A 24,143-nucleotide genomic window follows, 5' to 3' on the forward strand; every position below is an offset into this window, starting at 1 on the left:
TTACTTCTTCTCTTCCTTGGCAAACTCGAGCTTCTGCTCGCGTTCAGCAATCTTGTCCTGCTCGTATCCACTGCGGGCAAAACCGTTGGTCAGCGGAGCCTGTACCTTCGGAGCCACATCGCCGGTCATATGGGCGGTGGTCTCGGCGGCCTTGGCATCAGCTGCCAGGGGCAGACCACGCTCGACCGTCAGCTCCATCGCACGCTCAATCGGAATACGAACCGAGTTCGGCATGCCCTGCACCTGGGAGTAGTTCTCCAGGAGCAGATCTTCCTTGGCGTGCAGCGAGGTCGAACCCTCGTTGCCATCATCCGGATCCAGGCGCGGACCAGGGAAGGTCTTCACGATCTGGGCTGCCGAGTTCTGCTCGAACACCGGGTTTGAGGTCAGACCGTTACCCACCTTGGGAGCAGCATAGGCAGCGTGCCACTTGTCCATCGGGCCGTCATCCTTCGACAGCTGGCCGTTGACCAGCTTGCCGATAAAGAAGCAGACCACGAAGAAGACGGCGACGAAGCCAGTCAGGCCGGCGATGAAGACCACGACGCCGCTGACATTGACGTCCGTAACTTCATAGCCCGGATTCTCAGGATCGTTGACCTGAGGATGCGGATTCGGATTCAGCGTATCGCCGCTGCGTTCGTTCGGATTAGTGAGCATGTTCGGGCTCCAGAATCTCTTCGGTATGCGGGTCGTTCTCGACCACGATCGGACGCGACATCAGGGTCGTCAGGTAGTAAGCCACCCAGAGAGCGAAGACAGCGACCGGCACCGTGATGTAGGCCAGGATGCTGAAATTGCCGCTGAGGTGCAGGTTCCGTGCCGCATCCGGGAAGTTCGGCTCAATCAGCCAGAACAGATCGAAGGCGCGGGCGAAGATCATCCAGCCGGTCAGGGCCAGCATCTTCGACTTCGAGCGCTTCAGATCGCGCGACAGCAGGGCGCAGAACGGAATGACCCAGTGGAAGATGAAGTCGCAGGTGCAGATCACCCACCATCCGCCATTGATGCGGTTCAGGTACCAGGGAATCTCTTCAGGCTGGTTGCCCGACCAAATGATCAGGAACTGCGCGAAGGAGAGATAGATGTTGAGCATGACGAAACCCAGCATGAACTTGCCCAGGTCGTACTGCTCGGTCTTGCGCAGGATCGTCGCCATCGGCTCGTAGCTCGACAGGCGGATAACCGTGTGTACCGCCAGAGCCAGAACGATATAGCCCTGGCCAACCAGGAAGAGCAGGCCCCAGACTGAGGAGTACCAGGTCACGTCCAGCGCCATTACCAGGTCAATGGCAACCACAGTCAGCAGGATGACGTAGATCAGAACGCCGATGCCCGACAGGTTTTCAAACTTGATGCGCCAGCGATCGTAGCTGCCCTGCGAACCCTTTTCCGGGTCAGCATCGCGCTGCAAAGACCACTTGTTCAGCAGCGTGGCGAACAGGATCAGGATGCCGAAGACAACGACCATCTGCACGGCAACACTGGTCGGGCTCAGCATGGGACGCTTGAAGTTCAGCGAATGGGCCTGCGCCTCGGTGATGAGCTTGCTGTGCAGAGCCTCTTCCGTCGCTTCAACCGTGGTGTACTTCGCCCACTGATAGAGACGGCCGCCCCAGACCAGGATCGGGATGACCAGGACAGCGACCAGGGGAAGCGTGCGGCTCATGGCCTCCAGCGGACGGCGGAGCAGAAGGCCCCACTTACCACCCGAGACATACTGCAGCATCAGCAGGCAGAGACCGCCGCCGGCGACGGAGAAGGTCAGTATCCAGCCAAGCAGGTAACCGCGCAGAACGTGGTCCGCACCGCCGCTGAAAAGGAAGAGCAGCGAAGCGATTGCCGCGACCGCCGCCACAAGTAGAGCGCGCGTACGCCATGCGCCAACCACCTCAGGCGCTGCCAGCGACGCCGGCAGGGTCTTCGGCCCGTGGTGAGCTCCGTGTCCGTGATGTTCTTGTCCGTGTGCCATTCTCTACGGCCTTAATCCTTCTTCAGGTCTCAAAAATCAGTCGGTTCCGAGGTAAGCGATCAGGTGATCGATATCGGTGGAGTTCAGCTTCGATGCGAAGGACGGCATCTGAATCTTGCCCGTCGCGATGCCCTGCGTCACTACCTGGCGAATGCGGTCCGGTCCAACCCGGCTCACGATTCCAACCAGCGAGGGGATGTTGGGCGGAAGACCCGTGCGCGTTGCCTGGTGGCAGGGCACGCAGTTGGCCATATACACACCCTTACCCGCAGCAATGTCCTCAGGTGAAGGACCCTTGGGCTTGGTCAGCGCCGCGGTCTTCGCGGTTGCCGGAGCAGCGTCCTTGGTCACAGCCGGAGCGGGAGCCTTCTGGTTCTCACCGGTAGCCGGAGCCACCGAAGAGGTTCCGCTCGCCGCCGGGGTTGCCGGCTCAGCTGCCTTCGGCACCTCGGGGGCAACCGGTGCAGCCGTGTTCGGCACAGACCAGTCAGCCGCGTAGCCGGGAGGCATTCCCTGCTCTTCAGCAAGCTTCGACAGCGGCTTGACCTCCACGCCCGTCGGCACATCGGCCGGCTTGGCATTCTGGCTCAGCTGCAGGGCGCGGACATAGGCTGCTACCGCCCAGCGGTCGGCCGGGGTCAGCTGCGCCGAGTAGTCCGGCATCGCGCCGTAGCCGTTGGTCATCACACTGAAGAAGTGACCGAGCGGCGCCGAACGCAGGCGCTCCGTATGGAAGTTGCCGGCCAGCTTATAGCCACGCTCGACAATCTCTCCGGCGCCATTGCCTACACGCGAGTGGCACGGTGTGCAGTAAATGTTGTAACGCTCCTGGCCGCGCTTGAGCACGGCGGCAGTCGCCTCGAACGGCATGCCGTCGCCTTCCTTACCGTCCACCAGACCGGTGTAGAAGTAGCTGTCCTCGTGCAGCTGGCCACGGCCCACGGTGTTCTCCACCTGGGGACGGGCCGAGCGGCCGTCAGCAAACATCGGCGTCGAACGCTGCGGGAACATCTTCGGCTGATCATGCATGTCCTGCCGGCAACCGGTCAGCACAGCTACGCTGGCCAGACCTGCCGCAAGGATGATGCGTGCGCCTTGTACCTTAATCCATGCGCCCTGCATTAGAGATCCACCTCCACCACACTTACCGCGTGGAACTGCTCGAGGAAGGCGCGCGTCTCGTTCGCATCGAACTTCGGATCGATCGCCTCCAGGCACAGGAAGAACTTATGGTCGGTCGCGCCCTGACGGAAGTTCGGGGCGTTGAACAGCGGGTGATACGGCTGCGGCAGACCGTTCAGAGCCAGCATGCCAAAGGCAGCCGACAGACCGGCAAACAGAATGGTCCACTCGTAGGTCGGAATAATGAACGCCGGCCAGCTGAACATTGGGCGGCCTGCGATGTTCAGCGGATAGCCCCAGCGCGAGATCCAGGTCTGCATCAGGAAAGCCGTCGTCAGGCCCATGATGCCGCCCATCAGCGTCAGCAGCGGAACGCGGTTCTTCACCACGCCCAGCGCCTCTGCGGCCTCTTCCACCGGATACGGCGTGTAGCACTCCATCCGGCGGTAGCCCGCAGCCGAGGCAGCCTCGGTCGCGTGCACCAGCGCGCCAGGAGTATCAAACTCCGCCAGCAATCCGTAGATTCCTTCTTGTACCGGCATTAGGCGGTCTCCTCTACGGTGTTTTCTGAAGGCTTGATCTTGGTCTGCGGCAGCATCATCTTGATTTCGTTCATCGGAATCATCGGAGCCAGGCGCACGAACAGCAGGAACAGGAAGGCGAACATTCCCATCGTGCCGACGTAGAGCATGTAATCCCACTTCGTCGCCTTGTACGTGCCCCAGCTCGATGGCAGGAAGTCACGGTACAGCGAGGTGACGACGATGACGAAGCGCTCAAACCACATACCCGTGTTGATGACCAGCGACAGCAGGAACAGGTAGGTCACATTGACACGAAGCTTGCGCGACCACAGCGTGGTCAGCGGAATCGCGATGTTCGTCAGGATAAGGATCCAGTAGCCCCAGCCCATCGGGCCGAACATACGGTTCCACATCATGAAGAACTCCCAGTGGCTGGCCGAGTACCAGGCCATGAAGACTTCCAGGCCGTAACCGTACGCCACAATCAGACCGGTGCCGAGCATGACCTTAGCCATGTTGTCCAGGTGGCGCAGGGTGACCAGGTCTTCCATGTGGTAGAACTTGCGGATCGGAATGGCCAGCGTTAGCACCATGGCGAAACCGGAATAGATAGCGCCGGCAACGAAGTACGGTGGGAAGACCGTCGTGTGCCAGCCGGGCAGAGCCGCGACCGCGAAGTCGAAGCTGATGACCGTGTGTACCGAGAGCACCAGCGGAGTGGACAGACCGGCCAGAAGCAGCGAAGCCGTCTCATACCGCATCCAGTGGCGGGTGGAACCGCGCCAGCCGAGCGAGAGCAGGCCGTAGATGTACTTGGCCAGCGGCAGCTCTGCCTTGTCGCGCAGGGTGCCGAAGTCGGGAATCATGCCGATGTACCAGAAGACCACCGAGATCGTCGCATACGTCGAGACAGCGAATACGTCCCAGCAAAGCGGCGAACGGAACTGCGGCCAGACGTTCATCGTGTTCGGATACGGGAACAGCCAGTAACCGAGCCACGGACGGCCAACGTGCAGGACCGGGAACAGGCCGGCGCAGCATACAGCGAAGATCGTCATCGCCTCTGCGAAGCGGTTGATCGAGTTACGCCAGGTCTGCTTGAAGAGCAGCAGAATCGCCGAGATCAGCGTTCCGGCGTGACCGATACCGATCCACCAGACGAAGTTGATGATGGCGAAACCCCAGGCGCCCGGGATGGTGACACCCCAGATACCCACACCCTTCAGGAAGAGCCAGGTGATGGCGATTACCAGGAAGGTTGCCACACCCGCCGCCACGATCAGACCGAAGAACCATCCCAGGGGAGTGTTCGAGGTCAGAACCACACCGGCAATCTTCTCTGTGACCGACTTGAAATTATGGCCCGGCGCGATGACTGCATATTCGCCAGTCTTCGGGTCGATCATCGGATCGCTAATTTGTCCCTTGGTCGCCATTTATGCCAGCTCCAGCTCAGGATTCGGGTTGATGACTCCGGCCGTGTAGGTGGTACGCGGACGGTAGTTCAGGTCACCGAGCACGGCGTAGTTGCGCTCTTCTGCCTTGCGCTTGGCCACCTTGCTCGCCTTGTCGTTGATGTTGCCGAAGACGATGGCGTCGGTCGGGCAGGCCTGCTGGCAAGCCGTCACGATATCGCCGTCGCGAACCTCGCGGTTTTCCTTGTCGGCCTCGATCTTCGCGGCCTGGATACGCTGCACGCAGTAGGTGCACTTTTCCATCACACCACGCGAGCGAACCGAAACATCCGGGTTGCGGCCCAGCTTCAGGCTCTCAGTCTCATAGTCTGAGTACAGCAGGAAGTTGAAGCGGCGAACCTTGTACGGGCAGTTGTTGGAGCAGTAACGCGTTCCAACGCAACGGTTGTACACCATCTGGTTCAGGCCTTCCGGAGTGTGAACCGTTGCTCCGACCGGGCAGACCTGCTCGCAGCCCGCGTTCTCGCAGTGCTGGCACAGCATCGGCTGGAAGTGCGCCTTCGGAGCATGCAGATCGCCCTCGAAGTAGGTGTCGATGCGGATCCACTGCATGTTGCGGCCAACCTTGACCTGCTCGCGGCCAACCACCGGAATGTTGTTCTCCGAGTAGCAGCTGATGACGCAGGCGTTGCAGCCAACGCAGGAGTTCAGATCGATCGACATGCCCCAGGCGTTCTGGATCTTGCCGCTGGACTTGTCCGTATTCTTGTAGCTCCAGGCATCCGGGAAGAAGCTCATGTCCTCTTCCGGAGTCTCGCGCAGGCCAGGACCTTCGTGCGCGAAGCCGGGGTTCTTCTTCGCCTCTTCTGCCGTGGCGTAGCGGATAATGCCGCGGACCTGCTCTTCGTTACCCGCCAGGGAGCGCGAGTTGGAGAAGTCCTTTTTGTAGCCCAGGCTCTCAATCGTCGACTGCGCGAAGTTACCGCGGTTGTCGAGCGAGTGAACGCTGGTCACGCAGAGGTCGTACGTGCCTTCCGTCTTCTTCGCCGAGCCGCCCGTCCAGGAAGCCGGAGTCGAAGTGCTGATGGTGTAGGCGTTAAAGCCGTGGCCCGTGGCAACGCGGCCCGTGGTGCGGCCGAAGCCGACATGCACGGTGATCGAGCCCTGCGGGTGGCCCGGAACCATCAGGACCGGAGCCTTGACCTTGTTTCCGCCAACCGTCAGTTCGATGATGTCGGTCTCTTCGACGCCGAGCTTCTTCATGCTCTCCATCGACATCAGCGCGGCGTTGTCCCAGCTCAGGTGCGTGACCTGCTTGGGAACTTCCTGCAGCCAGCCGTTATTTGCGAAGCGGCCGTCATAGAGCGAGGCATCCGGCTTGAACGAGATTTCAAACTCGCCGGAGGGTACCGTGCTCGTCGGAATGCTGCCGGCCTTGGCCGTCACCGTCTTCGGAGCGAATGCGGTATCTGCCACCCAGCCGTCATGCAACGCCTTGCGCCAGCCTGCCTCAAAGCTTCCCTTGATATAGGTCTTGGCATTGGCCGTCACGGCATCATACGCCGAGGTCTGCGGGTTGCCGCTGAGCTGGGCCAGAACATCATGCGCCGTCTTGCCGCCATACAGCGGATCAATCATCGGCTGAATGATGGAGATGGTGCCGTCATACGAGCGGGCGTCAGACCAGCTCTCAAGATAGTGAGCCTGGTTGATGTGCCAGTGCGCGATCAGGGCCGTCTCATCCACCTGCTGACCCAGGTGAACGATCACCTTGGCCTTCTCCGCAGCCTTGGCGAAGTTCAGGTCGCCAGGTGCCGCGTAAACAGGGTTGACACCCAGAATCACCAGCCACTGCACCTTGCCGGCATTCAGGTCAGCAACCAGGGCCTTCAGATCAGAGGTCTGCTGGCTCGGTACCGGGTTGACCGTCTCGGTGTAAACCACCGTCTTGCCCACGGCGCCGATCTGTGCGTTGATCAGGGCAGCGGCGGCGTGAACTGCCGGAGAGGTGTACTCACCCGGAATCACCACAGCCTTGCCACCGGCCTTGGTCAGGTCAGCCTTGACCACTTCCAGGAACTTGGCCGCATCGGCCGGGGCGGAACCCTGTCCGGCCAGCGCGAGCGCAAACTTCTCAAGGTCAGAAGGCTTCAGCGCCAGGCGATGCTCTGCCTTGAAACCGGTAACGCTGGGCATGGACTCCGCTACGTAAAGGCGGTTCTGCTCCTTGCTCTCTTCGTAGCGATGACGCTCAGCATACGCAGCCGACAGCGGAAGGAAGCCCGGGAAAGCGGCTCCGCCCAGGAAGTCAGCGTCCAGCGAGAGGATAACGTCCGCCTCTTCCAGCTTGTACTGTGCATCGACATACTCGCCAAAAGCAGCCAGCGAACCGGCGCGGGCCGCATCGCGGTTGACCGGATCCCACTGGATGAGCTTCGCCGCGGGATACTTGGCCTGCGTGGCCTTCCACTGCGCCGCCAGCGTGGGCGAGGTCACCGTTTCGCTCAGGATGTACAGTCCGGCACCCTGGCGCAGGCCGTCAAGGCCCTTCGCGATGGCGTCCTGGAAATCTCCCCAGCTCTTGGTGTTGCCTTCAAACAAAATGTGCTGCGAGCGGTCCGGATCGTACAGGTCCAGAACCGTGGCCTGGGTAAAGCCGTCCGACTTACCCTTCGATGCCGGGTGCTCCGGGTTACCGTCCACCTTGATCGGGCGGAAGGCATCCGACTTCACCAGCACCGGAACAGCGCCGGTCGGGAAGGGATGAGCCGTCGCGAAGTACATCGGCTTGCCGAGAACCAGGTCCTCAGGAGCCTTGACGTACGGATAGATCGGTTCGTCGGGCTGCTTGGTGCAGCCGGTCAGTCCGGCAAGAGCGAACGAGGCGCCCATCACCTTCATGAAGCCGCGGCGCGAAACACCGGAGGTCATCTCGCTGGCCTGGCGCGGGAACTCCTCGCGGAGCATCTCCTCAAAACCAGGCTGTTCCGCCAGCTCGTCGAGGCTGGTCCAGAAGCGGCGGCCAGTCTTCTTCGACAGCTTCTCCTGAACTTCAGCGATCGTCATACGCTTCGGCTTGGCCGGAGCAATGGTGCTAACAACTTCAGGCATGGATTGGTTCATCTCCGTGCTCATCTGTGGCACACCTCGCAGCTGGAAAGCTCATTCGGGGTGCGAATGTGGTACTTGTCCGTCAGGTACTTGCCCAGGTCTTCCTGGCTTGTGAACTTGACGTAGTTGAGCGGAAGCTTGATGCCCGCGGCGGATCCACCCTCAGACTTGCCGGCAGCGGACTCCTGCAGCATGGCAAGCTTCGGACCTTCTGGCTTCTCCGTCGAGCAGACGACGCCCTGCGAGGTCGGTCCGCTTACGCCGGTGTCAGCGCAATAGACCGGCTTCTTCTCCGACGGGCCCGTCCAGGCCATGTTGTAGATCTCGCTGGTGGGGCGAAGGTTCTTACCCGGATTGCGATGGCAGTTCAGGCACCACTCCATCTGGAGGGTATTTTCCTGGTACATCAACGGCATCTCGTCCACACGACCGTGGCAGCTGGCGCAGCCAATGCCCTTGTTCACGTGAATTTCGTGGTTGAAGTACACATAATCCGGAAGATCGTGGACACGCGTCCACTTGATGGACTCACCCGTCGCCCAGCTCTGACGGACCGGCTCGAGCATCTCGGCGTTGGTCCAGATCTGCGCGTGGCAGTTCATGCAAGTCTTCGTCGGCGGGATGCCGGCGTACATCGACTTCTCCACGCTGGTGTGACAGTACTGACACTGCACGCCGAGACCTTCGACGTGGTGCCTGTGACTGAACGGGACGGGCTGATCCGGCCGCTGCCCCTGCCGTGTTACCCACGGGGAGCGCTGCAACTGGTTCAGCGCAACGCCCAGCGCGATCACGATCAGGCCTGTAACAACGAGTGCTGCCCGGGCCAGCGCGTTCGAACTGCGGTCAAAAACTTGCGCCATGAGTGCGTTCCTGTTTCCTCTGCGTCAAAGAGAAGTCGCTGCTGAAGTTTGAAGTAGACCTTCCGGAACTGGGGTTCGTGCTTGTCCCGGAAACTCTTGCCTCGGAAAGTTTGAGTATAAGCAGCCTGTCCACCCCCCTTCAAGTGACCCGCATCACTGCAACAGTCATTTCTTTCTACAACTTCGATAATCGACCCCATTCCGGGACAGGTGCCTGCACAACATCTCGTGCACGCTGTGGGTAAACCCGCAGAAAAGACACAACATCTAAGTCGTCCCTGTGGAATTAACCGCATAAATTCGCACCAGAACAGTCTTAGTTTGATATTCGGCCATAGCTTTTCGATATCCGAACACCGTTTCGCTAACTGCTCTCCCTGCCACAGCGAATACACTTGCTCCCATGTCTTCGCCCCATCCTGCGCGCACCCGTAAGCCTTCCTATGACACAAATGCCGCGATTGCGGCCCTCTCGGCGGCTGATCCCAGGCTGGGAAAGCTGATTGAGCGCTGCGGGCCGTTCACCATGCGGCTGGCCCACCAGCAGTCGCCCTTTGAGGCGCTGACCGAGGCCATCATCTACCAGCAGCTCCACGGCAAGGCCGCCGCCACCATCCACCGCCGGATGCTCGAGAGCTTTCACCCGGTCTGCGGACTGGGCAACCACCCCTCACCCGAGCACATTCTCGACTGCCCCAATGAGCAGTTGCGCGCCGCCGGCCTGTCCCACAACAAGATGCTGGCCCTGCGCGACCTGGCCGCCAAGACCATCGACGGCACCGTGCCCACCCTGCAGAAGATCCGCCGCATGTCCGACGACGAGATCATCGCGCACCTGACCCAGGTACGAGGCATCGGCAAGTGGACCGTCGAGATGATGCTCATCTTCCGCCTCGGCCGCCCGGATGTTCTCCCCCTGGACGACTACGGCATACGCAAAGGCTTCTCCCTCACCTTTCTCGGCCTGAAGCCAACGCAGAAAGTGACTCCCGACCTGCTGGCCACCAAGGAACAAATGCTGCGCCGCGCAAAGAAGTGGCACCCCTGGTGCTCCATTGCAAGCTGGTACATGTGGCGCGCCTGCGACCTGGCCGCGAAAAAGGCGGAAGACTAGCAACGCAAGCACGATGGATGTGTCATCCCGACCGGAGCGCAGCGAAGTTGAGGGGTCTGCATTTTTGTCGCGGCATGTACTCTACCGCCCTCGAAAACTCATTGCCGCCCACAGAGCTGGGCATAGCTTTGTTGCCATGAAATTCAGCCTGTTCCGCAATGCGTTCGTTGTCATTGCGCTCAGTGGCCTAAGGCTCTCCGCGCACGCACAGATGGAGCGCGCCCTGAACTTCTGCATGCGGTGCAGACGGCTGCGCAGAAAAACTAAAGCTTGGAATGGAAGCGACGGTACCGCCTCCACACAAACGCCACCGGCACGGATAGAAGCAACATCCAGAAGAGCAGGCTAAGTATGTACTCCGCAACGAAGAGCACCAGTCCCTTCGCCGCATCCGAGGCATTCGTCCAACCGGTACGCCATGCCTGGTGCAGTGTCATGCCAAATCCGGATGGCGCCTGCTCCCATGTCTCCGTGGCCTGCAACGTAATCGCGGCATAGCTGACCCGCTGCAGCAGGTGCTTCTGTTCGGCCTCCATGGCTTCAATTTCGCCACGAATGCGCGCCGCGCTCTCTTCCACCTCCAGCACATCGCGGACGTTGCCGGTGCGCTGCTTCAGAATCTCGCGGAAGCGCTCTTCCGTGTCGTGCGCGGTCTTAAGACGCTGCTCCAGATCGGCATTCTGCGCGCTTACATCCCTCGCCGGATTCGCTCTCGTGGGTTACCTGCCCCAGCCTGCGAAGGCGGTCATCCACTGCTCATCGCTGCCTGCATCCGGCCCTGGTGCCATCATTCGTCCCTCTCCCCCAACCAGATACTGGCCATGCGCTGCTTCGCATGGCCAGTATCTCTGTAATTGCCTGGGGAGTAAGGAAAGTTCCTTCCTTGCTATTTTTCTTTTTGGCTTACTCCGGCTTCGCCGCCAGCACACCCCGGAAGCTGTGCCGGTACTGTGCAAAGACCAGCAGCCACAGTACAGCGGCCACCAGCCCGGGAGCGATGCCCGGCTCCAGCGTCAGGTGGAAGGCCAGGATGTTGTACAGCTCCGCCGCCAGCAGCGTGAGCGCCAGCGGTACGAAGTAACCCGACAGCAACAGCAGCCCGCCCAGCAACTGCACTGCGAAGAAGAACGCGGCAAAGTGTGAAACCGCCACCGCGCCGAAGAACTGCAGCGCCAGCGGGTTCGCCGGCGGAGGCTGCGGGATGAAGTGGAAGAAACCATTCAGGCCGAAGACGGTAAACATCAGTCCCAGCAGGTAGCGCGCAATTGTCGATGTAATCTTCATGTCAGTCTCCGTTTACGCGTGCTGCGCGTGCGACTGCACGGCTTCCAGGTGCGGCTGCAGGAAGGTTGCGCGATCCTGTCCATAGTTCAGAGCAATGGTTCCACCCGCGGTCAGGAAGGTCAGCTCCGTGACTCCGAAAAAGCTGAACAGCGTCCTCAGGTATGAGTCAATGTTGTTCATGGCGGCCATGGGCGATCCCGTTCCGTACTCGAAGCCCGTCGCTACCAGAAACGTGACTTTCTTGCCCTTCAGCAATCCCACCGGCGCACCATTCTCCACCGCAAAGGTCTTGCCCGCGCGAGAGACCAGGTCAATCCACAGCTTCAACGTCGAGGGGATCCCGAAGTTATGCATCGGCACGCCGATCACATACTCCTCGGCCTGGTACAGCTCCGCGATCAGTTCCTCTGACAGCGTCAGCAACGCCTTCTGCTCCACGCTCTGGCTGTCTGCCGGGGTGTGAATGGCGCGGATCCATGCCGCGTCGATCGGCGCCAGTGCTGTCGTCGCCAGGTCGCGCGTCACTACCTGCCCGTCGGCATGGCTCGCCTTCCACGAGGCAACAAAGGTATCCGTCATCTCGCGGGAGACGGAGTGCCCTGAAAGCGGGCTGGAATCAATACGCAAGAGGGTGGGCATGGCGGGAGATTCTCCTTTACGACAAATGATGGTTAATCAACATATGTCGATTCATAAATAAGCGACATTTGTCGTAAAAGCAACATCGAACTCTGAAAGGGACTATGCTGGAGGGGCCGATGGAAGCCGTCTCACAATCGACTCATGAGTGTACGGAGCCGACCGACCCGCGCATCCGGCGAAGCCGCCTGATGCTGCAGGAAGCCTTGCGTAAGCTGTTGGGGAAAAAACACTTTGACGCGATTTCGATCAGCGACATTGCGGCTGAGGCGGGACTGAACAGGGCTACGTTCTACCTGCATTACACCGACAAAAACGCGCTTTTGCAGGCCATGGCAGCCACCCGTTTTCGGGAATTGCTGGAGCGGCGCGGCATCGTTTTTTCCTGCGAAGGCGTTTTGCGTTCGCTGGCCCTGGGTGTGTGCGACTACCTGTCGGAGACGACCGGGTGCCCTGACCAGCTGATCAAGCTGCCCTTGGAGGCTGCAGTAATTCCTGTCGTGGAAGGAATTCTGCGGGAGGGCCTTGAGAAGCATCCGGCACCGGATGGAGCCTCGCCCGCACTGGTAGCGGCTACCGTCGCCTGGGCCATGTACGGCGCGGCGCGGCAGTGGTTCCAGACTCCGGATCGCATTCCCGCGGAAGCGATGGCTCTCCAGGTGGAGCAACTGGTGAAGCCCATGCTCGCCGCCATGCACGCTGCGTAGGCATTACGTACGGGTGCTAATCGAGCCGCACCAGGTACGCCTGCGCTCCGGACTCTGCCGGGCGAATGCTTTCCGCCACCTCCGTCGCATGAGCCTTGTCCATCACAGACGGATTGATGCGCACCCAGTGCCCCGTAGGGCCGGGGAACTCAATCACCTTGGCAGTGTGATAGCGGCGCTGCATCTGGTCTTTCAGCTTCAGTGAGTTCTTCGCGTCAGAGAATGCCCCCACCTGGACGCACCACTTGCCGGAGACCGCTGCATGCTCGGTCTGCTGCATAACCTCAATCTTTACCTTGGCCACACCCGCGCGATAGACGCCAGTAGCCTTGGCTGCGGCCATGGAGAGATCGAGTACGCGTCCCTGGACAAAGGGTCCGCGGTCCGTGATTTTGACAGTAGCCTGCTGCCCGGTCTGCACGTTGGTGACGCGGACGACGGTTCCCATGGGCAGCGTGCGGTGCGCCGCAGTCATGGCGTTCTGGTCATATGGCTGTCCATTCGCCGCGTTGCGATTGTGATACGGCGGGCCGTACCAGCTCGCCATGCCAACTTCAGAGGAGTACACCTTGCCGCCCGTATCCGGCATCTCCTCCGGCTGGCTGGAGCCAAGGCCCGGGACCGGGCGCACCGGCGGAACATTCCGGGTGGAGGTGCTGCTACCGCTGCCGCGGCGAGCCGGTGGCGGCGGCGGACGTCGAGCCACATGCGACTTCTTGTGGTGGCAGCCGGTCAACACCAGCACCGCCAGAAGGGCACCTGCAACGGCAATGGAGCGGGTCTGGATCAACGGCCCTGCGACCTCTCATCCAGCTTCTGCGCCAACTCATGGAGCTTCTGCGCGGCCTTGCGCAGAGCCTCGGCGCTTTGCACGCGGGCTTCCGGAACAAGCTCGTCGTTGACGTAGTCGACGGCATGACGAACCTCGTCTTCCATCCGTTCTACGGCTTCGCGAATGCGTTCGTTCCAGTCAACAGCCACGGCGCAGAATCTCCCTTCTTTCATTAGAGGAAAGTGGAGAAGTGCGCGGCAACGTACATTTGCAATGGGGAACCTGATCGGTCAAGGTGCCCGGAGAGTCAACAGCAGCCCGAGCAGGGCGTTTAGAACAGCCGCTCGGCGCGGCGCAGGTTACCGGCTGAGCCGATGTTGGCCAGAGAGAAGTTGAAGCGGTAGATGTTGTCGTTACGCACCGTACCCAGCTCAAATTTGCGATATTCGGCGGAGAAACCGCAGCAGTCCCAGAAGTAGCTGACCTGGATGGCGCCGTACTGGGGCTGGCCCACGTTCAGGTCAATGCCGGAGTTCACCGCGGCGGAGAAGCCCTTCTTGTTGGGCGCTCCATAGCCCAGCAGCACGCGAAGCTGGGTGAAATCAGAGATCGGCGAGGTAAGGAAGCGGCCCGGTGCGTTCAAACGAGCGAAGGACAGACCACCAAAGTACTGGCCAATGTGTTCGTCGATAAAGACGTTGGAGGCCGTAAAACGATGCTGTCCGAAGTCGTAGTTCACGTCCCACTCGACATCGGTCTTGTCGGAGATGCGCACACGCAGTTCTGAGACCAGCGGTGAGATCTCGCGCGGCTGGGTGATGAAGGCGATACCGGAAAAGTCCAGCGTGCTCTCAAAGATATTGCGCCGACCATTGGAGACAGCGCCGCCAAAGCCGGGGTCGAAGAAGTGTTTCTGTGCCAGGCGCCAGCGCACGGACTCCGCCATGCCACCGCAGCCGGAGGTCAAACGCGTGTTGCCGGCAAGCTCTTCGTCGCAGACCGGAGCATCCTTCTTGCGGAAGAAAAGCCGCTGCGTGACGCCGTACTCGAACTCGTTGGTGTTGGTGACAACGTCAGTCACATCAAAACGCAGCGTTCGCGTGTAGTCATTGACGCCACTGACGTAGCGGTAATTGAAGAACGGCTCGACGGTGTGCTTCATCTCACGACCAAAGATGAAGTCCTTGGCCGCGAACGAACGCGTCAGCACCGGCGGACGGAACTCCAGTCCGGCTTCAAATACGGACCGGCTCAGCGGATCGTCGATCTGCACCGGCGTTGGACCGGGGATAACGGAAGACAGTCGGCTGCGGGTGTAGGAGGTGTTCCGGAAACCGAGCACCGGCCGCACCGTCCAGCCGGCGAAATGAACTGGGAGAGAGAGTTGCGGGTGCAGGTCAAGCCGTTCCACCACACCGCCGGTGGTGAAGTTCTGCTGCGCGCGCTTTAACCCCGCGGCTGAGGCCGAGAAGGACCACACCAGGGGCGAGGTACCGATGTGTCGCTCGATCAGGTCCACATCCAGCGACGGAGCGCGGATAATGCGGACCTGCGTGCCCGTAGTCACGTTCTTCAAACCCTGGTAGCGGTCGCCGAACAGGGCCATGGAGACGCCGTTCTTCTGGTGCGCGATAAAGGCCTGCGAAACAACGTCGGTGGAAACGGCCTGGTTGAAGCTGTCGTTGAAGGCCTCGCGGTAGACATACGAGCTGAGGTACTCCACGTTGGCCACCATGCGCGTGTGCTCGTCCAGGTCCCTGCGACCGGAGAGCAGGAAGTCCTGTCCGCCCTGGTTGACGTAGTTGCCGTTGTTGTCGTGATAACCGCGATCCAGCAGGCCGGTATAGTGCGCCGTCAGAAAGTTCTGCCCCGCACCCTTGTAGCGGAAGGCCACAAGCTGCGAGAAACCGCGCACGGAGAAGTACTCCGAGCCCACGGTCAGGTCTGCGCTGCGCGACAGCTTCAGGTAGATCTGTTCGCCGATGATGTAGCCCTTGCGGCTGCCTGCCTTGCTGAGCGTGGGAATCAGGAAGCCGCTGGTGCGCTCTTCCGGCGAAGTGGGGTGCGTGACGTACGGCAGAAAGAGCACCGGCAGGTTCAGCAGCTTGAAGACGCTGTTGTAGCCGCGCGCCTGGCCGTTCTCCACCACAAAGCGTTTGGAGGCCAGCCGCCAGTCCGGATTGGGGAGTTGGCAGCTGGTCACCGTGCCGTTCAGGACCTCGTAATTATTCGGGCCGTGCTTGATGATCTCGCGGCCGGTGAACAGAAACGGATTGGCGGTGGTGTAGGTGGTGCCCTTGGCGGAGCTGCGTACGCCGAGCGACCCGGTCACATCGTAAAAGCGCCCCGTCTCCTGCTTCAGGTTTGCCTCGCCGTGCGATGCGGCAATGTATTCGTCGTCCGGCCCGCCGGTAATGCGGATGTGGCCGTCAGAGAGAACGACACCCGTCTCCTGGTTGAAGCTGAGCTTTTCGGCGGTGACGATGTAGCCGTTGTAGTGAATTTCCACGTTACCCACCAGCGTGTATTCATCGCCGGTCCGGGTCATGGTGTCGGCTTCCACGGTCAGCTTGCGCGAGGCATCCGCGGCCGGAGCGACCGGCTGCGCGACGGGAAAACTGAGTTGCGGCGTGGGGTTGTCTGGCAGGGGTGCCGAAGTAGGAACCTGCTGCGCATGCATCTTAGGGTGTATTGGCCCTGCCACAGTGGTAATTAAAAAGACGCAGGCCCACCGGAGCAGTGAAGACCGGCCCCGGTTGCGCTTTGCGGCTCTGGTAAGTCCGTACTCGTTCGATGGCTGCAACTGCTATGCGGAATCCGGCTCCGCGCCCCCTCGCCTCTTCATTGTATGTAGACGGGAGCGTATGGTGTTCAGATTCCATGGACCCCTGCCCTGGACGGCCGTTAAAAAACGGCCTGAAGAGAAACGGAAGTGAATTGTGAGCTTGACCAGTCCCGTCCCCGTGGAACCGGTCCACGACTCAGAAGCGTGGAAAGACCAGGTGGCCGCACGTATTGCGGCGCACCGGCAGAAGAAGCAACAGGCGGATCAGCAGCAGCAGTCGCTGCCGATAGAAGGCCTGCAGGAAGCCAAGCCCCGCCAGCGCCGCGTAGCCGCCGCGGTGGCAGACCGCTTTGCGCGCCAGCAGAGCTACCGCGAATACCTGGAGGCCGAAGCCGAAGCCGCCCTGCAGAAGGCGCGAGCCGAGGCCGAGGTTGCCGCACGCAATGCCGCCGCCATTGCCCAGGCGCAGCAGCAGCTGCTGGAAGAGCTGGAGCAGTGGAACACCCCCGCGGAGGATGAAGCCCCGGCTGCGCCGCAGCGGGCTGAGATCGTCGAAATCCCCGTGCTGGAGCTGGTGCCGCTGGAGGTAGCTCCGCTGCCCGCTCCTGAACCGGAGCCCGAGCCGGAACCCATGGTGGTGGAGTTTGTTCCCGAGCCCTCCACCGAACCAATCGCTCCGCTGAGCGCCAACCTGATCGCCTTTCCCCGGCAGCTCGTTGCTCCGAAAAAGGCGCGTCCGCGGCTGGCCGAAGGCCCGCTGCGCGATGAAGCCTCTGAACCGCAACTCCGCATCTTCGAGGTAACCGCCGAGCAGATTGCCACCACACCCGAGCCGGTCCACGTGCAGCCGGAGTGGAGCGATATTCGTCTGGACGCCTCCGTGCTGACCCAGCCCCTTCTGGATCACCCGGCAACGCCCGAGATCAGCTTCGCCCTGCCGCCGCAGGTGGCTCCGCTGCAGTTTCGGATCATGGCCGGCCTGGTGGACAGCATGGCCGTGCTGGGCAGCTTTGCCCTGTTCACCATCGTCTTCGCCCTGACGGCGAAGTCTGTCGTGCTGGACCGATCGCTGGCCCTTTGGGCCGGTGGCGTGCTGCTGACGCTGTTTGTGGGATACCGTATGCTGTTCTTCACCTTCGGCGACCAGACGCCAGGCATGAAGTATGCCCGCATCGGCCTGTGCAGCTTCTCCGACGAGAACCCGACGCGCCGCCAGATGCGCCGCCGCATGTGGGCCATGGCACTCTCGATGGCTCCGCTGGGACTGGGCTACCTGTGGGCCATCTTTGACGAAGACCACATGGGCTGGCACGACCGCATCTCGCGCATGTATATGCGGGCTTACTAGCTGGATGACTCGTGAAGGACATCGACCCGGGCAAATTGCCCGGGTCATTTTATTTTTGAAACTGCTTCCCTGTTTTCAAACACCGATCACACTGCGCATGGAACCCGTCTCGCGCGCTGCGAGATGCCAGCTAAGAGCCTTCTCCAGCACATGCGGCGTATGACCACCCCTCTGCAACGCTTCCCGCAGGTAGGTGTGCAGCGCCTCACGGTAATCAGGGTGTGCGCAACGCTCGATGATCAGCGGAGCTCGTTCCCGTGGCGCAAGCCCGCGCAGATCGGCGTATCCCTGCTCCGTCACCAGCACGTCTACGTCGTGCTCGTTGCTGTCCACGTGCGGCACCATCGGAACAATGCTCGACAGGTGGCCGTCCTTGGCCAGCGACTTAGTCACGAAGATGGCCAACTGCGCGTTGTGCGCAAAATCGTTGGACCCGCCGATGCCGTTCATCATGTGCGTGCCATTCACATGCGTGGAGTTCACGTTGCCGTAGATGTCGGCTTCCAGCGCCGTATTGACGCCGATGACGCCAAGCCGCCGGATCACCTCAGCCGAATTGCTGATCTCCTGCGGGCGCAGCACAATGCGATTGCGGTAATGGTCCAGGTTCTGCATGAATCGCGCGTAGCAGCCCTCAGAGACGGTAATGGAGCTGGCGGAGGCGACCAGAAGCTTGCCCGCGTCGATCAGGTGAAACGCGCTGTCCTGCAGCACCTCCGAGTACATGGTCAGGTTCTCGAACGGGCAATGGATCAGACCCATCAGAACGGCGTTAGCCACTGACCCGATGCCCGCCTGCAGCGGCAGCAGCGAGCGGGTCAGGTTGCCACGCGCGACTTCGCTCTCCAGGAAGTGGCTGAGGTGGCGGCTGATGCTCTTCGTGTCTTCATCCGGAGGATCGATCTTTGCCGGACTGTCTTCCAGGCCTGTCTCCACCACCGCGACAATTCTCTCCGGATCGACGGTGATGGCCGTGGTTCCAAGACGGTCGCCGGGATGGATGAGCGAGATGGGAGCTCGGCCGGGCCGGTCGGTGGTCTGGTAGATGTCGTGGAAACCCTCGATAGCCGCGGGGACGGAGCGGTTAAGCTCGACGACGATCTTCTTCGCCTGCTGCGCCAGCACCACCGAGTTCCCTACCGAGGTCGTGGGCACCAGGTGGCCCTGCTCCGTGATGGCGGCCACCTCGATGATGGCGACATCCACCGGGGGCAGACTACCGGAACGGAGCTGCTCCACGGTCTCACCGAGGTGCTGATCCAGGAACAGGACCTCGCCCGCGTTGATTCTGCGGCGCAGGGCCGTGTCCACCTGGAAGGGCAGCCTGCGTGCCAGAACACCTGCTTCCGCGAGGATTTTATCCGTATCGTGGCCCAGGGACGCGCCGGTGATCAGGGTGATTTTCAGCGGCTGCAGCTTCGCACGGTGAGCCAGTGCATGCGGCACGGCCTTGGCATCGCCGGCGCGGGTAAACCCGCTCATGCCGACGACCATTCCATCCTGAATATGAAGCGAAGCCTCTTCGGCTGAAACGATGCGCTTCAGCAGTGGAGCATAGCGGATCCGGTCGGTCATTCGTTCTTCCCTGCCGCCGCTTCCAGGCCACACTGCAAGCCCAAAGACAGCCGCTACTAGCGTTATATCGTCCGCGACATTGGCGTTGGAGCGAAATCACCCGGAAAACCCATGGTCGAGCCACAGTGTCGCGTCTCGCAACAGCTTCGCGGACAAAGCAAAGGGGCCGGCTTTTCAGCCAGCCCCTCGCAGTTTTCTGCTTCCGGTTAGAAGGTCGTGGAGACGCTCAGGCGGAAGGTCTTTCTCGGTTCGCGGAGCTGGTAGGAGCCGCCGTAGAACTGGATAGCCTGCGCGTAGCTGTACTGTCCGGCTCCGTTGTCGGGGAACATCCCGCGGAATGCGGCACTGTCAACAGTCAGCTCCTGCGGAAGCGTCTTGTAAAGGCGCAGAGGGTTGTAGGCGTAGTAGATACGCATCGGCGCGTTGACGATGGGCAGCACCACCTGCAGTTCGGCGCCGGTGGACATGCGCGGAACAAAGTTGGTGCCCGGAACAGCCTTCAGGATCTGCGGTGCCGTAACTTTCTGGCCACCAAAGCAGGAGCCGTTGATGATGGTGGGGCAACCGAACAACGCGCTGTTGAAGGTAGCCTGACCAAGAACCGACTGGCGGAGCTGCGACTCGCGGAGATTGCCGTTATAGCCAAAGTCCGTGAAGAAGGCGAAGACCACCTGGTTGACAATCGGAATACGGTACTCGACGTTGCCCGTGATGCCCGTGTCGGCGCCGACGGAGACGAGGCGGTAGATCGGCAACGGGATCTGGATGGAACCCAGGTCCTGGTTGGTCGGATCACGCGGCACCGTGGTTCCGTCCGGGTTGGTGAGGTTGAACATCACACGGGTCGGAATATAGGTGTAGGGCGACGAAGAACGGATGTCGAAGCCGCGAACGTCCGACTCGCCACCGCCATAGACGCGGTTGAACGGCGGAGCCACCTGACCGCCAAAGCCCTCAACGTGCGAGAACTGCAGGCGGTAGCCAAGGACGTTGTGGCCTTCGCGATTGACGCGCAGACCCTTCATCGGGAAGAACTGACGCCAGGTTGCAATCGGCGAGAAGTACTTCACATTACCGCCCGCGCCAGCCACCTGGACGGCGACGTTGAAGTCCTTACCGGAGTGAGGACCGACGGCGCGATCAATCGACGAGAAGCTGAAGCTCGGAGTGATCACCGACGAGATGATGCCGTCCAGCTGGTTGGAACCCTGGATGCCGGAACGGAAGGCCAGCGACTGGAACAGGTTACGCGTGTTGTCGTTGAACGTGGAAACCGAGGACCGCGACAGGGCGTACGAGATACCGATACGCGTAACACCGGTACGGTTGAACAGCTTACGCAGAGGATAGCTGGCGGAAACCGTCAGGCCGGTGGAAGCCTGGTTGTAGTTGGTCAGCAGCGACTGCTGCGCCTGAGACAGGTTGTCAGAGACGCTGCCCGAAGCGGCATAGGCCTTCGTCGGGTTGTAGTCAAACTTCGAGGAGAAGACCTGCAGGCCCAGCGAGAGCGGCTTGTTGCGGAAGTAAGGCTCCGTGAAGCCGAAGCTCAGGTTACGCGACAGGTTGCCGGCGTTGGCCTGCACCGAGAGCGTTTCGCCAAGGCCGAGGAAGTTGTTGGTCTCGTAGTTCAGGCCAAGGAAGCTGCCTGATGCGCCAGAGATACCGCCGTTCAGGCCGATGGAGTTCTTGCCCTTTTCCTTCAGCTTCAGCAGCAGATCCACGGTGCCCGCGTCATTATTGGTACGGGTCTCGGAATCCTGTTCGACCTTCAGCGTTTCGAAGTAGTTCAGCTGGTTCAAACGCAGCAGCGAGAGTTCCCATGCCTGCGCGTTGTACACGGCGCCTTCTTCCAGCATCAGTTCGCGGCGGATAACACGGTCGCGGGTGATGCTGTTGCCGGAGAACTCGATACGCGAGACCTTGAACTGCTTGCCCTCATCAATATCGATGTCCAGGAAGATCAGGTTCTTGGCTTCGTCAAAGCGCGGGGTGGGCGAGCCGACAAAGTTGATGTAGCCCAGGCCGCCGTAAGCCTTGCGCAGGTTCTCCAGGCCCTTGCCGAAGAGCGTGGACGAGAACCACTCGCCGTCCTTCTGCGCAAACTGGGCGCGCAGCGCCTTCACATTGGTGATGGCCTTGTTGCCTGTAAAGTTGACGCCGCCCAGGCGGTAGCGCTTTCCCTCTTCCACCGGCATCAGGATGTCGATGCGCTTGCCCTTGGAGGGGCGCAGGGTGAAGATGTTGATGCCGCCGGCATCGCGGACGCGGGTCTTCGGCTCAGAGGTCAGGGCCTTGAAGTAGCCGCGATCGCGGTAAGCCTGCTGCACGCGCTGCGCATCTTCATCCAGCTTGGAGGCGTCGAAGGTGCGGGCGAAGATGTTCTCCAGAATGATCGATTTCGGCACACCGACCGGGCGCAGGTTACGCATCGCCTGGCGCAGGGTACGGCTGCTCACGTTGTCGTTGCCGACAAAGTCGATGTGGCCCACCTTCACAGTAGGACCTTCCTTCACCTCAAAGGTAAGGGAGATGCGGGCCGGAGGCAGGTTCTTGATCACCGTCTTAATGGTGGCGAACTGGTGGCCATGCTCGGCCAGCAGCTCCTTCAGGACGACTTCGGCGCGCTTAACCTTGGTGGGATCGTACTGGCTTTCCACCGTCAGGCCGACCTTGGCCTTCTTGAAGCGCTCCAGAATGTCCGACGTGGTGACCGCGTTGACGCCCTTGTAGTTGATGTCATTGACCGTGGGCTTCTCGCGCACGTAGATGATCAACTGGGTGCAGTTCGGTTTGTCCTGCCGTTCGGTACGGATGTCTTCGAAGTAGCCGGTGTTCCACAGCGAGTTATAGTCACGCTCGACCATGGACTCGTCATAGATATCGCCTTCGTGCGAGAACAGGCGCGCAAGCACGGACTCCTTCGGAATACGGCGGTTGCCGATGACCTGGATGGAGCAGAGTGCCTTCGGATTGCCCTGTGCAGCGGGCCCTGTCGTAAACGTGGAAGCGTTGTTCTGTGCCACGGCCGAACCTGCGGCCACGGCCCCGAGACCCAACAGAACCATACCGGTACGGACGCGGCTGCCAAAGGCAATCGCGCGGTTCCGGCCAGAGTGCGAACGCACGTCCGAAGAAGCTTGATTCAGAAACCTAGCGGAAAAAATACGCGCGTCCTCACTGCCTGGAAATACCTCCCCGAAATCGTGTAGGGGAAAGCTTCATTATATGGGACGGAATGCCCGTCCCGAAGCGAGCCGAACCTGTTTGAGAAGCTACAGGGCAAACACCTTGCACCATATATGGTGCTCTACTCTCACGCGTCCCCATCCAGACCGCGAAACAACGGCAGCATCTGTGCCGTCGCATCTTCAAAGGCAGCCCCCGGGTCAGCCAGAAACCTGCGGTAAACCTGCCAGGGCATACTCTCTTCACAGCCGATTTCGTGGATCGTATCCCCGTCAAAGCTGAAGATCTGCGCCCCCGGATACCCCAAAAGGATGGGCGAATGGGTGGAGACGAGGAACTGAGCATTGGGAAAGCGGGTTACCGTCTCGTACATCAGCGACAGAAAAGCCAACTGCCTATGCGGCGAGAGTGCCGCCTCCGGTTCGTCCAGCAGAAAAAGCCCGTTCCGCCGGAACTTGGCCTTCAGGACGGTAAAAAATGTCTCTCCATGGGAGCGGGTGTGGAGACTCACACCGCCGTAAGAATCAACGATTCGCGGACCAAAGCCGTCCGCATCCAGTTCATCAATGTGCGTCGCCACATTGAACAGACTCTCCGCCCGCAAAAAGAACCCCTCCCCGGTACGGTTGTCGAAGGCCATCTGCATGGCCTGTACCAGAGGTTCCACGGTGTGGTTGCTCTCGGTAGTGCTGAACTGGAAGTTCCTTGTACCGCCCTCGCGGCCAAAGCCATAGTGCGCGGCGATGGCCTCCAACAAGGTCGACTTGCCGGAGCCGTTTTCGCCCGTAAAGAAGGTGACACGTGCGGGCGAAAACCGCAGCTCCGTCAGAGACCCTATCGCCGGAACCGTGAATGGATACACCTGCGGCGAAAGAATACGATCCTGCCGGAGGATGAGCCGCTTCAGCATAGTGAGGTGATTCTTTCACGGAGTATGGAAGAGAGAGTTGCCGTGAGCCACAATCAGAGGGTGACACCACAAAAGTTCCTGATGCTCTGCCTCTGGGGTGCTTTTACGGCCTGCACCCCGCTCGCCGCCCAAACCACCGTCTCCGACGTAAACCCGGCCGTCAGCTTCCATATCACCCCGGTACGCCCGGTGGAGGAGCTGCGCCCCGAGGCCCTGGCCGCCCATCCGCCAGAAGAGGAGGGCTCCTTCCGCCAGCCGGACCTGGTCGAGGTGGTCACGCTGGACCCCACCATCAAGCTCGATATCCGCTACGCCACCACGAACAACTTCCTGGGAACCCCGGTCTACACCCAGGCCCGGGCGTTTTTGCAGCGTCCGGCAGCGGAGGCCGTGGCCCGCGCCAGCGCCGAGCTGCGTCCGCTGGGTTATGGACTCATCCTGCACGACGGCTACCGGCCCTGGTACATCACGCGCATCTTCTGGGATGCCGTGCCGCCAGCCCAGCATATCTTTGTTGCCGACCCTCAGTCCGGATCAAAACATAACCGCGGCTGCGCCATCGACCTCTCCCTCTATGACCTGAAGACCGGCCAGGAGGTCGCCATGCCCAGCGGCTACGACGAGATGACCGAACGCGCCTACGCCGACTACCCCGGCGGTACCGACGACGAACGCCAGCGCCGCGAACTGCTGCGGCAGGCGATGGAGAAGCAGGGCTTCCACGTCATCCCCAAGGAGTGGTGGCACTTCGACTACAAGGACTGGAAAGAGTATCCGATTCTGAATGTGCGCTTTGAGGACCTGGGGAAGAAGTAA

19 protein-coding genes and 1 pseudogene are annotated in these 24,143 nt (G+C 61.0%); 4 read left to right on the forward strand and 16 right to left on the reverse strand.

Going from position 1 to position 24,143, the window contains the following annotated elements:
• From OHL13_RS14720 to OHL13_RS14750, 7 genes are read right to left on the reverse strand one after another with little or no spacing between them, the layout of a single operon-like run.
• Positions 1-660 carry a hypothetical protein gene (locus OHL13_RS14720; protein ID WP_263410882.1) on the reverse strand — a complete coding sequence of 220 codons (660 nt, stop codon included), beginning with the start codon at positions 658-660 and terminating at the stop codon, positions 1-3.
• Entirely contained in the window at positions 650-1,972 is a 1,323-nt protein-coding gene (locus OHL13_RS14725) for a hypothetical protein (protein WP_263410883.1), read from the reverse strand. The genes OHL13_RS14720 and OHL13_RS14725 overlap by 11 nt, the downstream gene beginning before the upstream one ends.
• Before the next feature lie 36 nt (positions 1,973-2,008).
• Positions 2,009-3,094: a c-type cytochrome gene (locus tag OHL13_RS14730; protein WP_263410884.1), complete on the reverse strand. Its 1,086-nt coding sequence runs from the start codon at positions 3,092-3,094 to the stop codon at positions 2,009-2,011.
• The gene (locus OHL13_RS14735; RefSeq protein ID WP_263410885.1) at positions 3,094-3,636 is read right to left on the reverse strand and encodes a DUF3341 domain-containing protein; all 543 of its coding nucleotides are present in this window, start codon (positions 3,634-3,636) and stop codon (positions 3,094-3,096) included. The genes OHL13_RS14730 and OHL13_RS14735 overlap by 1 nt, the downstream gene beginning before the upstream one ends.
• On the reverse strand, positions 3,636-5,054 hold the full coding sequence (gene nrfD / locus OHL13_RS14740) for an NrfD/PsrC family molybdoenzyme membrane anchor subunit (RefSeq protein ID WP_263410886.1): 1,419 nt from the start codon (positions 5,052-5,054) through the stop codon (positions 3,636-3,638). Before nrfD ends, OHL13_RS14735 begins: the two co-directional genes overlap by 1 nt.
• The gene (locus tag OHL13_RS14745) at positions 5,055-8,144 is read right to left on the reverse strand and encodes a TAT-variant-translocated molybdopterin oxidoreductase (protein ID WP_263410887.1); all 3,090 of its coding nucleotides are present in this window, start codon (positions 8,142-8,144) and stop codon (positions 5,055-5,057) included.
• A 20-nt stretch (positions 8,145-8,164) separates the two neighbouring features.
• On the reverse strand, positions 8,165-9,007 hold the full coding sequence (locus OHL13_RS14750; RefSeq protein WP_263410888.1) for a cytochrome c3 family protein: 843 nt from the start codon (positions 9,005-9,007) through the stop codon (positions 8,165-8,167).
• 403 nt (positions 9,008-9,410) lie between these two features.
• Between OHL13_RS14750 and OHL13_RS14755 the strand changes: the two genes are divergently transcribed.
• Positions 9,411-10,121 (forward strand): DNA-3-methyladenine glycosylase family protein, encoded by a 711-nt coding sequence (locus tag OHL13_RS14755; protein ID WP_263410889.1) that lies wholly within the window; start codon positions 9,411-9,413, stop codon positions 10,119-10,121.
• Positions 10,122-10,384: 263 nt separating this feature from the next.
• Here OHL13_RS14755 and OHL13_RS14760 read toward each other — a convergent pair.
• The 3 genes and pseudogenes from OHL13_RS14760 to OHL13_RS14770 all read right to left on the reverse strand — a co-directional run.
• Positions 10,385-10,813 (reverse strand): annotated as a pseudogene (locus OHL13_RS14760) (DUF4349 domain-containing protein); the annotation flags it as partial.
• Positions 10,814-11,024: 211 nt separating this feature from the next.
• Positions 11,025-11,405 carry a hypothetical protein gene (locus OHL13_RS14765; RefSeq protein WP_263410890.1) on the reverse strand — a complete coding sequence of 127 codons (381 nt, stop codon included), beginning with the start codon at positions 11,403-11,405 and terminating at the stop codon, positions 11,025-11,027.
• A gap of 12 nt (positions 11,406-11,417) precedes the next feature.
• Positions 11,418-12,044, reverse strand: coding sequence for an FMN-dependent NADH-azoreductase (locus OHL13_RS14770; protein WP_263410891.1), 627 nt, complete (start codon positions 12,042-12,044; stop codon positions 11,418-11,420).
• A gap of 119 nt (positions 12,045-12,163) precedes the next feature.
• Between OHL13_RS14770 and OHL13_RS14775 the strand changes: the two genes are divergently transcribed.
• Complete coding sequence (locus tag OHL13_RS14775; RefSeq protein ID WP_263410892.1) at positions 12,164-12,751, forward strand: TetR/AcrR family transcriptional regulator; 588 nt, start codon at positions 12,164-12,166, stop codon at positions 12,749-12,751.
• Positions 12,752-12,767: 16 nt separating this feature from the next.
• On the opposite strand, the gene OHL13_RS14780 is transcribed toward OHL13_RS14775, so the two are convergent.
• The 3 genes from OHL13_RS14780 to OHL13_RS14790 all read right to left on the reverse strand — a co-directional run bounded on the left by OHL13_RS14780 (position 12,768) and on the right by OHL13_RS14790 (position 16,203).
• Entirely contained in the window at positions 12,768-13,541 is a 774-nt protein-coding gene (locus OHL13_RS14780; RefSeq protein WP_263410893.1) for a septal ring lytic transglycosylase RlpA family protein, read from the reverse strand.
• Positions 13,538-13,732, reverse strand: coding sequence for a hypothetical protein (locus tag OHL13_RS14785; protein WP_263410894.1), 195 nt, complete (start codon positions 13,730-13,732; stop codon positions 13,538-13,540). Before OHL13_RS14785 ends, OHL13_RS14780 begins: the two co-directional genes overlap by 4 nt.
• Before the next feature lie 122 nt (positions 13,733-13,854).
• Positions 13,855-16,203 (reverse strand): LPS-assembly protein LptD, encoded by a 2,349-nt coding sequence (locus OHL13_RS14790; protein ID WP_263410895.1) that lies wholly within the window; start codon positions 16,201-16,203, stop codon positions 13,855-13,857.
• Positions 16,204-16,462: 259 nt separating this feature from the next.
• Here OHL13_RS14790 and OHL13_RS14795 point away from each other — a divergent pair, with 259 nt between their 5' ends.
• The gene (locus OHL13_RS14795) at positions 16,463-17,656 is read left to right on the forward strand and encodes an RDD family protein (RefSeq protein ID WP_263410896.1); all 1,194 of its coding nucleotides are present in this window, start codon (positions 16,463-16,465) and stop codon (positions 17,654-17,656) included.
• A 75-nt stretch (positions 17,657-17,731) separates the two neighbouring features.
• Here OHL13_RS14795 and OHL13_RS14800 read toward each other — a convergent pair whose 3' ends face one another.
• From OHL13_RS14800 to OHL13_RS14810, 3 genes are all read right to left on the reverse strand, one after another.
• Positions 17,732-19,231 (reverse strand): succinate CoA transferase, encoded by a 1,500-nt coding sequence (locus OHL13_RS14800; RefSeq protein ID WP_263410897.1) that lies wholly within the window; start codon positions 19,229-19,231, stop codon positions 17,732-17,734.
• Between the two features lie 206 nt (positions 19,232-19,437).
• Positions 19,438-22,296, reverse strand: a complete 2,859-nt coding sequence (gene bamA, locus OHL13_RS14805) for an outer membrane protein assembly factor BamA (protein ID WP_263411669.1) — start codon at positions 22,294-22,296, stop codon at positions 19,438-19,440.
• Positions 22,297-22,544: 248 nt separating this feature from the next.
• Complete coding sequence (locus OHL13_RS14810; protein WP_263410898.1) at positions 22,545-23,327, reverse strand: AAA family ATPase; 783 nt, start codon at positions 23,325-23,327, stop codon at positions 22,545-22,547.
• A gap of 42 nt (positions 23,328-23,369) precedes the next feature.
• On the opposite strand from OHL13_RS14810, the gene OHL13_RS14815 reads away from it, so the two are divergent.
• Positions 23,370-24,143: a M15 family metallopeptidase gene (locus tag OHL13_RS14815; protein WP_263410899.1), complete on the forward strand. Its 774-nt coding sequence runs from the start codon at positions 23,370-23,372 to the stop codon at positions 24,141-24,143.

The organism is Terriglobus tenax (assembly GCF_025685395.1).
GTDB classification, from domain to species: Bacteria; Acidobacteriota; Terriglobia; order Terriglobales; family Acidobacteriaceae; genus Terriglobus; species Terriglobus tenax.

What these genes read in the sequence shown, in the direction of transcription:
- OHL13_RS14720 (WP_263410882.1), bottom strand. Translation starts at nt 660, where the DNA reads ATGCTCACTAATCCGAACGAACGCAGCGGCGATACGCTGAATCCGAAT.
- OHL13_RS14725 (WP_263410883.1), bottom strand. Translation starts at nt 1,972, where the DNA reads ATGGCACACGGACAAGAACATCACGGACACGGAGCTCACCACGGGCCG.
- OHL13_RS14730 (WP_263410884.1), bottom strand. Translation starts at nt 3,094, where the DNA reads ATGCAGGGCGCATGGATTAAGGTACAAGGCGCACGCATCATCCTTGCG.
- OHL13_RS14735 (WP_263410885.1), bottom strand. Translation starts at nt 3,636, where the DNA reads ATGCCGGTACAAGAAGGAATCTACGGATTGCTGGCGGAGTTTGATACT.
- nrfD (WP_263410886.1), bottom strand. Translation starts at nt 5,054, where the DNA reads ATGGCGACCAAGGGACAAATTAGCGATCCGATGATCGACCCGAAGACT.
- OHL13_RS14745 (WP_263410887.1), bottom strand. Translation starts at nt 8,144, where the DNA reads ATGCCTGAAGTTGTTAGCACCATTGCTCCGGCCAAGCCGAAGCGTATG.
- OHL13_RS14750 (WP_263410888.1), bottom strand. Translation starts at nt 9,007, where the DNA reads ATGGCGCAAGTTTTTGACCGCAGTTCGAACGCGCTGGCCCGGGCAGCA.
- OHL13_RS14755 (WP_263410889.1), top strand. Translation starts at nt 9,411, where the DNA reads ATGTCTTCGCCCCATCCTGCGCGCACCCGTAAGCCTTCCTATGACACA.
- OHL13_RS14765 (WP_263410890.1), bottom strand. Translation starts at nt 11,405, where the DNA reads ATGAAGATTACATCGACAATTGCGCGCTACCTGCTGGGACTGATGTTT.
- OHL13_RS14770 (WP_263410891.1), bottom strand. Translation starts at nt 12,044, where the DNA reads ATGCCCACCCTCTTGCGTATTGATTCCAGCCCGCTTTCAGGGCACTCC.
- OHL13_RS14775 (WP_263410892.1), top strand. Translation starts at nt 12,164, where the DNA reads ATGGAAGCCGTCTCACAATCGACTCATGAGTGTACGGAGCCGACCGAC.
- OHL13_RS14790 (WP_263410895.1), bottom strand. Translation starts at nt 16,203, where the DNA reads ATGCATGCGCAGCAGGTTCCTACTTCGGCACCCCTGCCAGACAACCCC.
- OHL13_RS14800 (WP_263410897.1), bottom strand. Translation starts at nt 19,231, where the DNA reads ATGACCGACCGGATCCGCTATGCTCCACTGCTGAAGCGCATCGTTTCA.
- bamA (WP_263411669.1), bottom strand. Translation starts at nt 22,296, where the DNA reads ATGGTTCTGTTGGGTCTCGGGGCCGTGGCCGCAGGTTCGGCCGTGGCA.
- OHL13_RS14810 (WP_263410898.1), bottom strand. Translation starts at nt 23,327, where the DNA reads ATGCTGAAGCGGCTCATCCTCCGGCAGGATCGTATTCTTTCGCCGCAG.